This window comes from Streptococcus sp., from assembly GCF_041802885.1.
Lineage (GTDB): Bacteria > Bacillota > Bacilli > Lactobacillales > Streptococcaceae > Streptococcus.
The window spans coordinates 1-8,126 of the sequence record NZ_JBHCHN010000033.1 but is presented as its reverse complement, the minus strand read 5'-3'; the positions used below and the strand labels follow the sequence as shown (position 1 = coordinate 8,126).

Annotated in this window: 11 protein-coding genes and 1 pseudogene; all 12 read right to left on the bottom strand. The window is 44.7% G+C overall.

All coding sequences use genetic code 11. From position 1 onward, the window contains the following. Positions 1-300 (bottom strand): toprim domain-containing protein (locus ACEYCN_RS04570; protein ID WP_373713117.1); only part of this gene is annotated, 300 nt, incomplete at its 3' end. Then, positions 263-1,060, bottom strand: coding sequence for a TatD family hydrolase (locus ACEYCN_RS04565; RefSeq protein WP_373713116.1), 798 nt, complete (start codon positions 1,058-1,060; stop codon positions 263-265). The genes ACEYCN_RS04565 and ACEYCN_RS04570, both read right to left, overlap by 38 nt. Positions 1,061-1,132: 72 nt before the next feature. After that, positions 1,133-1,624, bottom strand: coding sequence for a DUF1307 domain-containing protein (locus ACEYCN_RS04560; protein WP_373713115.1), 492 nt, complete (start codon positions 1,622-1,624; stop codon positions 1,133-1,135). Between the two features lie 147 nt (positions 1,625-1,771). Further along, positions 1,772-2,131 (bottom strand): hypothetical protein, encoded by a 360-nt coding sequence (locus tag ACEYCN_RS04555; protein WP_373713114.1) that lies wholly within the window; start codon positions 2,129-2,131, stop codon positions 1,772-1,774. A 62-nt stretch (positions 2,132-2,193) separates the two neighbouring features. Next, a complete protein-coding gene (locus tag ACEYCN_RS04550; protein ID WP_373713113.1) occupies positions 2,194-2,919 on the bottom strand; it encodes a M57 family metalloprotease in 726 nt (241 codons plus the stop codon). 171 nt (positions 2,920-3,090) lie between these two features. Next, positions 3,091-3,726: a deoxynucleoside kinase gene (locus ACEYCN_RS04545; protein WP_373713112.1), complete on the bottom strand. Its 636-nt coding sequence runs from the start codon at positions 3,724-3,726 to the stop codon at positions 3,091-3,093. 143 nt (positions 3,727-3,869) lie between these two features. After that, positions 3,870-4,007, bottom strand: coding sequence for a 50S ribosomal protein L34 (gene rpmH, locus ACEYCN_RS04540; protein WP_018368178.1), 138 nt, complete (start codon positions 4,005-4,007; stop codon positions 3,870-3,872). Between the two features lie 85 nt (positions 4,008-4,092). After that, positions 4,093-4,498: pseudogene (locus ACEYCN_RS04535) on the bottom strand (DUF3021 family protein). Between the two features lie 19 nt (positions 4,499-4,517). Continuing rightward, complete coding sequence (locus tag ACEYCN_RS04530) at positions 4,518-4,973, bottom strand: LytTR family DNA-binding domain-containing protein (RefSeq protein ID WP_373713111.1); 456 nt, start codon at positions 4,971-4,973, stop codon at positions 4,518-4,520. A gap of 79 nt (positions 4,974-5,052) precedes the next feature. Further along, positions 5,053-6,108 carry a serine hydrolase domain-containing protein gene (locus ACEYCN_RS04525; protein ID WP_373713110.1) on the bottom strand — a complete coding sequence of 352 codons (1,056 nt, stop codon included), beginning with the start codon at positions 6,106-6,108 and terminating at the stop codon, positions 5,053-5,055. Next, complete coding sequence (locus ACEYCN_RS04520) at positions 6,089-7,000, bottom strand: ABC transporter permease (protein ID WP_373713109.1); 912 nt, start codon at positions 6,998-7,000, stop codon at positions 6,089-6,091. The genes ACEYCN_RS04525 and ACEYCN_RS04520 overlap by 20 nt, the downstream gene beginning before the upstream one ends. After that, positions 6,997-7,854, bottom strand: a complete 858-nt coding sequence (locus ACEYCN_RS04515) for an ABC transporter ATP-binding protein (protein WP_373713108.1) — start codon at positions 7,852-7,854, stop codon at positions 6,997-6,999. Before ACEYCN_RS04515 ends, ACEYCN_RS04520 begins: the two co-directional genes overlap by 4 nt. Positions 7,855-8,126: the final 272 nt, after the last annotated feature.

The window sequence follows — 8,126 nt, the reverse complement described above, 5'->3', positions numbered from 1 at the left end:
GGACTTAGGTCTGGCTTCATCCCGCTGCAAGAAGGCGTGTTTGACCGTGGGAATGGCCTGCATAATGTTTTTCCGAATCCGCTCGCCATTGTAATCTGGGTCGGTGAAGACGATGACACCCCGCAGGTCATGGAGTTTTTCGATGCGCTCCAAATCATCCTCTGAGATGGCCGAGCCTCTGGTTTCGTAGGTGTCCACCTCGTAAAAGCGTTTGAGGTTGGCTGTATCGTCCTTGCCCTCGACCACCAGGACTTCTTGGATTTTAATTTTTTCTGTCAATGTTAAACAAGCTCCTTGCATTCTCGTAGGTCGCTTTCGCCACTTCCTCGACCGACTGGTTGCGAAGCTGGGCCAGCATTTCCACCACATATCGGGTATAGCCGGTGCGGTTTTCCCGACCGCGCTTGGGCACAGGGGCCAAGTAAGGTGCGTCCGTTTCGACCAGAATTTTTTCTAGGGGCAAAGCTTGCGCTGCTTCCTGAAGTTCCGTGGCTTTTTTGAAGGTCACTACACCTGAAAAGGAGATGTGCATGCCTAAGTCCATAAAGGCCTGAGCCTCTTCCAACGTACCAGAAAAGGAATGCATAATGCCACCCCGCGGGCCGACACCAACTTCCTTGATGACCGCATAAGTATCTTCCAGTGCATCACGAGTATGAACCACAAATGGGAGGTCCAGCTCTTTGGCCAGCTCCATCTGCCGTTTGAAGACCCGAGCCTGAGTCTCCTTGTCAGCTGTCATCCAATAGTAGTCCAAGCCGATTTCCCCCAGGGCAATGACCTTTGGATGCTGGAGGGCCTTGAGCAGGTAGCTTTCCGCTTCCTCGTCATAGGTGCCAGCCTCTGTCGGATGCCAGCCCAGGGTCAGATAGATTTCAGGGTGTTGGTCTGCCAGCTCTATGGCCTTGTCAATCGTTGCCCGGTCAAAGCCCACCACATTGTGGAGGGTAACCCCCATCTCCTTGGCAAAGTCTAATTCTTCTTGGACCCGACCGTCAAATTGCTCCACATTGAGGTGGGTGTGGGTATCAAAAATAGCTAGTGTTTCTTCATGTGTCATGTTTTCATTATAACACAATCAGCCCAGTCTTCTGATCAGAAAAAGCACCGAACAAATGTTCGATGCTTTAGTCTATTCCAATTCTTTATACTTACCGTCTTTGACTTCTGTATAGCCTTGATTTACGAAATTTTCTTTTGTTAACTTGTAGCTAAGATACTTCGCCTTTTCACCATTAGCAGTCTGCAGTTGCATCAACTCACCCAGTTTGTCAAAATCCACCTTATTCAAGTCAACAGATGTTGTTTCAATAAAGCGATCGTCCTTGTACTCGACCTCATGGGTGATCCCTTTGATGCCATCCCAATCAGCACTTCCCTGCGCTTCCATCATTAGTTTGGCGTCATCCTTAGAATTTGCACCAATAGCAGAGTAAAGTACAGTGGTCGTTGTTTTTAGCAAGGTCATCTTGTCACCTTGATATTCGATATGATTTCGAATATCACTTTGTCCCTGAGTCAGCAGTTGAAAATCAGCTGATTTTTTTGTTCCTGCACCACAGGCAACCAAGACCACTGCACCAAGTAGGGCCAACAGACCTAAAACCATTTTTTTCAATTTCATAAAATACCTCCTTTTTGGTAAGACGAAAAGTGGCAAAGCCATCTTCAATTATGTGACTTTTTAATACTATAGCAAATTTTTCTCCTTTTATCATGCTTTAACTGTAATACAAAGAATTTTATTCGGTAAAACCAAACATTGCATTTTTCATCCACCCATCAAAGAGTGAAGCATCTCCTGATTTTGGAAGAGGAGATAGATGCCAATCATAATCAGGGCTAGCACAAAGAGGAACTTGAGAACCCCCTTGATAAAGTGGATAATAACCAGCACAATCATGGAAAAAATCAACCAGGCCCAGGCCGCATTGCCTACATAGGCCTGAATAGCGGCGACACTATCGCCAGTCAGAGCCAAGATGGGTTCTGGAATGTATTGGGTTAAGGGCTCTTTTAAGCCCAACTGGACCAAAATAGCAGACGAGGTGGTTTGCAGCCAGGCAAAAATCCCTGTATTAAAGAGAAATAATCCTGCCTGCAGGGGAAATTCTTTTATCAAGCGAAACATGTATTTACCTATTTGATGCTTTCTATTCTAAGATTATCATGATGATTTAGGCAGAGATGAGGTTACAAACCGTATAACTCCCTCACCGCTGCAATATCTGTCTCCTGAATGCCATAGTGGGACCCCGCAGACTGCATGACAGAATCCTCTGTATCATCGTGGACCAGGCCGATAGCATGCCCCAACTCGTGCTCAGCTGTATGAACAATCCGCTCAAAACTGTATCCATAGCTTTCATTCAAGAGATAAAAAGCGTTCAGGTAGACCGTCACGCTCTGAATCTGGTTGGTCAAAGCATTGGTCTGCGTTTCAGCCAGGCCAGCTGCCTGGGTCTCTGGGTCCGAATAGTCCATCACCAAAATCTCCGCCTGATTGGGATCCTCTACAAGGACAAAGTTAAAAACCCCAGTGGCATTCCAGTTGGCAATAGCGGTCTCATAGGCCTGGCGGAAGGTCGGGTCGCTGCTGTCAATGTAGATGCTGGCCCTATTGGTCGGCCAACGAGACCCTGAATAGGAGCTAAAATCATCCGTCTGCAAACTCTCCAAGCCCTCTGATACATCCCCCAGCACATTTCCCTGGTTGGAAGAAAAATAGGTCAAGGCATTGTCAAAGACAACTGAGAGGTTGGAAGCCAGTTGAGAGGAGCTATGGTTGGCATAAAAGTAGAAACCAAGGATAACCAAAGCCAGTAGCAGGGCCATCCGAAAGAGAGCCCAGAAGAGGGACCAAATCAACTTTAGGAAGAGTTTGGGGATAAACAATAACATTTGAAAAAATTTCTTCATCGTTTTTCTCATTTCATAGCCAGTTCTAACTCAAAAGTTTCCAAACAGTATAGCAAGCCAAATAGGAAAATACAAGAAAAAATCACCCTGTCACAGAATTGTAAGGCCAAGGTAATCTTCCTCATTTTTTGACTTGAAACTGAAAAAACAAGGGTTGTTCCCTTGTCTTCCTTATCTCAGTCCCAGATTCTTCATCTCTTGCTCAATCAAGCCGAAGGCTTTTTGCCAGTCAGCCTCTTGGGCAATGTCCAAATTATCCGTAGAAATCTTCATCTTGGGACCATAGTCATAGTCCTCATACCATTTCCCATAATGCTGGTGCAGCAACTTATAATAGGCCAATAGTTCTGGATTATCATCCACTTGCTCATAGCTTCGGCCACGTTTTTGGATATTGTCCATGATAGTCTCAAAACTGCCATCCAGATAAATCAACAAATCAGGCGCCTTCTTCGGAAGGGCATCGATTTCCTCCATCATATTGTCCAATAGTTCCAGGTAGATGGCATACTCTTCCTGGCTGATACTGCCCTGCAAGGTATTAATATAAGTAAAAAGGGCATCCTCGTAGATGGACCGGTCTAAGATGTTATTTTCTGCCAAATAAGCCTCTTTGATGGACTTGAACCTCTTATTCAGGAAATAAATTTGCAAGACAAAGCCATAGCGGTCTGGATCTTCATAATACTTATCTAAAATAGGGTTATCATCAACGGGCTCAAAGAAGGCTTCTGTCCCCAGAGTTTCCGCCAAACGAGTGGTGTAGGTAGTCTTTCCAACCCCAATCATCCCTGCTAAAATAATCACTATCTCAATCACCTCCAACATAGGATATTAACACAATATGTAGTGTTTGTAAAGAGTTTTTTTATTGCAAAAGCACAAAATATAGTCTATCTCAGAACATAAAAAAAGACAACAGACTCGAGTTTCCGTTGACTTCCTTTTTCTTATGCTACCGCAAGCACTTTGCGTCCCTTACGACGACGGGCTGCTAAAACGCGACGGCCGTTTTTAGTGGACATACGGTTACGGAATCCGTGTTTACGCGCGCGACGGATTTTACTTGGTTGAAAAGTACGTTTCACAATGAATACCTCCTCATAGATTTTCGTATTCGTTTAGCCGGCTAGTTTGATCAGTTACTAAACATACCCAACTATTCTATAACAACTAGTGTCCTTTGTCAAGTGAATGTTTCCTCTCCCGCAATTTTTCATTGATTTTGGCCACCTTTTGCCGTGTCATAAACACAACAACTGCCCAGACTAGGACGTAAACCAATAAAAACTGAAGAAGGGTGACAAGTGATAAGAAATTCTCAGTATTCCCACCGATGCGGTTGGCAAACAGATAGAGGGTGTAGACTGTCAAAAAAATGGACAACTAGGCGCCAAACAAAGGCGGGATAATCTAGGGTAAAAATCATACTGATTAAACCCATGCATCCGCTGACGAGGACCACCGCCCCTATCTGCCAGGGTGCTTGATGTCCTGAATTGTTTAGGATAAGGGTCAGGCTATAAATGATGCCTCCAAAACCAATCCCAATCAGAAAATAATAGACTGCTTTTTTCATATTAATAATCCTACCTCCCCTACAATCCCAGGCGTTTTTCTAGGTTCTTCAGGTAGCGTCTGCTGACATCCACCTTTCGCTTGCCTGTCAAGATAGCCAGCATATTGCCTGAAAAACTGGCTTCAAGGGCTTCCAAATGGTGAATGTTGATAAGCACGTGCTTAGAGACTTGGACAAAATCAGGATTGTTGAGGCGTTCCTGAAACTTGTAGAGCCGCTCCGTGATGATTTGCCGACCTTTCAAGGTATCCAAAATCAGGGAAGTTCCTTCTACATCAACTGAAACCAAGTCCTCCACCTTGAGCATCTCAATCCGATCCGCCGTCTTGATGGGCAGAATGGATGGACTCTCTGCCTGATAGAGACCGATATAATCCATCAGTTGCTGGACATTTGGGCTCAAATCTTGGCTGCTGATTATGACGTCAATCTGATTTTGACTTAAAGTCTTATCTTCTTCAAAATGAATCTCCACAAATCCCACTCCTCTTCTTTATATGTTAACTATCATACCTTTTTTGGGACTTTTGCGCAAGGGACCTTACTAGCACATGTTATAACTGGCCTTGGGAAGCCAGCAAGCGCAGTAGTTTTATCAAGAGCTTGAAACTTCTGGCCATATCCTTGTCATTTCCGACATTTAGGACAAAACAAGCTCCTGTCTGAGGATGGTAACAGGCATGAACACCCGTCATTCCCCAGTGCCCCTGTAAGTCGGGCATCCCCCTTAAGAGAAAGAAAAATTCTCCGAAACGAACCTGCATCATTCCTAGACCATAGTACAATCCCCTATGGTATTGATGCTTAAAATCAGCCATCTGCCGAAGGGATTCTTGGTTAATTAGTCGTCCTTGATGGAGGGCGGATAAAAAGAGAAGCAAATCTCCAGCAGTTGTAGAGAGGCCACCACCAGCAAAATCACAGCTCAAACTCCGAAAGAGGTGGATATCGTGACCATTGATGATTAGAGGAGCCAGCTCTCCAGCCTCAAATGTTGAGCCATAAAAGGCTAGGGTCGTTTCGGTCATGTGACAGGGTTTGAATATGTAGGTATCTAAAATGTCATGAAAAGGAGCTTCAAAAATCGCCTCCAACATCAAACCTAAGAGCACAAAGCCTGTATCGGAATAAAAGAACTTCTGACCTGGCCGAGCAATCGCCTCTTGTTGATACATAGTATAATCAAGTAAATCTTCTGGTGTCCAAAAGACATCCGGATTTTCCCTAATCTGTTTCAGAAAGGAAGAATGCTTAGCAGTCTTACTGCTATAATAATCGTTGATCCCTGACGTATGGGCCAATAAGTGACGGACACAAACCTCATCCTGATAATCCTGCCCTTCCACGACAAATAAATGGTTGAGAAGCCCCGGTTTTAGAATAGTCTGAACTCTTGTATCCAGTGTCAGCCACCCTTTTTCAATCGCAATGAATACCAAGGTTGAAGTCAGTAATTTCCCAACGCTGGCACTGTGAAAAGCCTGGTGCTGATTGCCTGTTGATGAATAGTGATAGTCCAAATTTGAAGCTGGAAGGTGCATCGCAAATTGCAGAGTTGTCAACTTCTTTGCTTCCTTATCTAACAAGCGATCAATCTGATGAACCAACATAATCAACCTCTTTTCCACTTTTCAAGTCCAGATGAAACCGATAGGAAGGCCCCTTTCTACCTCCGAAAACCTGAAGCAGGATAAAGAGGAAGAGAAGGCTTGCCACTATAATGACTGCAACAAGCACTATATTCTGGTGCAGACCCGTTAGTTCCTGCCACTTAAGGCCGACTCCCAAGTATTCCTTGACATCCATTCCGGGTATATTCCACTTGGCCAAAGAATCTTCCATCAGGATTTGGCGAAAGGCTGCGGCAACATAGGCCGCTGGTGTCCATTTGATAAGGACTTGGGCAAAATCAGGTAGGCCACCGATAGGCATGTAGACCCCAACCAAAAAACCAGAAGCAGATCCTATAATAATGGCAAGGCGTTCCGCCGCTTCAATGGTTTTGAAACATTGAGCACCAATCAAGCCCAAGCTAGAGCCTAACAAAGAACTCAGCAACATCAAGCCCAAGAGAGCTGGAAACTGGTTCATCTCTAGAGCCAACCCATCCTGCCAATAAAAATAGGTGGACATGATACCATACATGATGATTTGCATGATAAAGCCAATCATGCTAGCACTGATGAAGTAGCCCACATGCAGAGAAAATGGGGAAATTCCTGTCAACAAGAAATCATCAAATTGGTGATTTTCCTTGTCTTTGATAAGTCGTGAAACTCCTGTCCAGGTTGTAGTCACGCCCGTCACTGCCAAGGTCCCTCCCATCACCCACTTGTCTAAAACAAGTTCTGGGTTTGGAACAGTTGACCAGGCTTCCAGCATATTTTTTTGCAGAAAAATAATGTAGAGGGCAAAGGCAATCCAGGCTCCCATCAGGGAGAAAAAAACACTGGCCTTGTTACTAAAATAAAGAGCAATTTGTCGTTTGATGCTAGCAATCATGCTTGAATCTCCCTTCCTGTTATAGCCATAAAAGCCTCGTTAATCGTTCCTTGTTTAAACTCAAAATCTCTAATGATATCCTGATGCTGGTTTAACAGATGTATCACTTCCTGTGAAGTCAAACCTTCCACTAGATAACCTACTTCCACCTCTTTGACGTCCACATCTAGGGCGGAGATTGCCGCAAGTTCTGTCAATTTTAAAATCAGCTGACTCTTGGCATATTCCTTGACCAAATCAAAAGCTGTCCCTTGGGCTAGGATTTTCCCCTGATCGATGACATAGGTAACCTCGGCGTTTTCTGCTTCTTCTAAGTAATGGGTCGTTAAGAAGATTGTCAGATTCTGCTCCTTTTTCAGTTTGTGAAGAAGGTCCCAAATCATCCGTCGTGTCTGAATATCCAGACCCGTTGTTGGCTCATCTAGAAAGAGCAATTCTGGTCTGTTGAGTAGGGCTCGTGCAATATCAACCCGCCTGCGTTGGCCGCCGGATAGGGTCCCGTACTTCTGATGGAGAAGGTCTGTCAGCTCTGTCAACTCCAACAAGCGAGTAAACCATTCCTTGTCCAAGTTGTGGTAGAGGCCTGCTCGGTGCTGGAGATTGGCCTGGACGGTCAACTCAGGATCTAAGACACTATCCTGAAAGACAATCCCGATTTTCAAATCAGGGGCCAAGATGACCTGACCTTGGTAGGGCTTGAGCAAGCCCGTCAGCATCTTGATAGTTGTGGATTTCCCAGCTCCATTTGTTCCGATATAGGCTACTAGGCTGCCCTTTGGAATGGTGATATTAAGATGATCCACCACTGTTTTTTGTCTATATTTTTTGGTTAGATTTTTTGTTTGAATCAGCATAGCTTTCCTCCATGACCCTATCTTAGCAAAAACCACTTCTCTTGTGATCCCTTTCTCGCTAAGCGGTCAAAATCTGCCCTCAAGCAGTGAAAAAGAGAGTGGGATAGAAATCGGTAATTTTGAAGAAATTCGATTTCGTCAACAAGTCTTTATTTCCAGTTGTTGAGCTAAAACGGTCTATCCCCAGACCTTGAATGATGTGAGCTGACTACCGTCAACCTATATCTCCCACTTCAAAAGGTCTCCCAGACCTTTTGAACTCCCACCTCAGC

What these genes read in the sequence shown, in the direction of transcription:
- ACEYCN_RS04565 (WP_373713116.1), bottom strand. Translation starts at nt 1,060, where the DNA reads ATGACACATGAAGAAACACTAGCTATTTTTGATACCCACACCCACCTC.
- ACEYCN_RS04560 (WP_373713115.1), bottom strand. Translation starts at nt 1,624, where the DNA reads ATGAAATTGAAAAAAATGGTTTTAGGTCTGTTGGCCCTACTTGGTGCA.
- ACEYCN_RS04555 (WP_373713114.1), bottom strand. Translation starts at nt 2,131, where the DNA reads ATGTTTCGCTTGATAAAAGAATTTCCCCTGCAGGCAGGATTATTTCTC.
- ACEYCN_RS04550 (WP_373713113.1), bottom strand. Translation starts at nt 2,919, where the DNA reads ATGAAGAAATTTTTTCAAATGTTATTGTTTATCCCCAAACTCTTCCTA.
- ACEYCN_RS04525 (WP_373713110.1), bottom strand. Translation starts at nt 6,108, where the DNA reads ATGTTGGTTCATCAGATTGATCGCTTGTTAGATAAGGAAGCAAAGAAG.
- ACEYCN_RS04520 (WP_373713109.1), bottom strand. Translation starts at nt 7,000, where the DNA reads ATGATTGCTAGCATCAAACGACAAATTGCTCTTTATTTTAGTAACAAG.
- ACEYCN_RS04515 (WP_373713108.1), bottom strand. Translation starts at nt 7,854, where the DNA reads ATGCTGATTCAAACAAAAAATCTAACCAAAAAATATAGACAAAAAACA.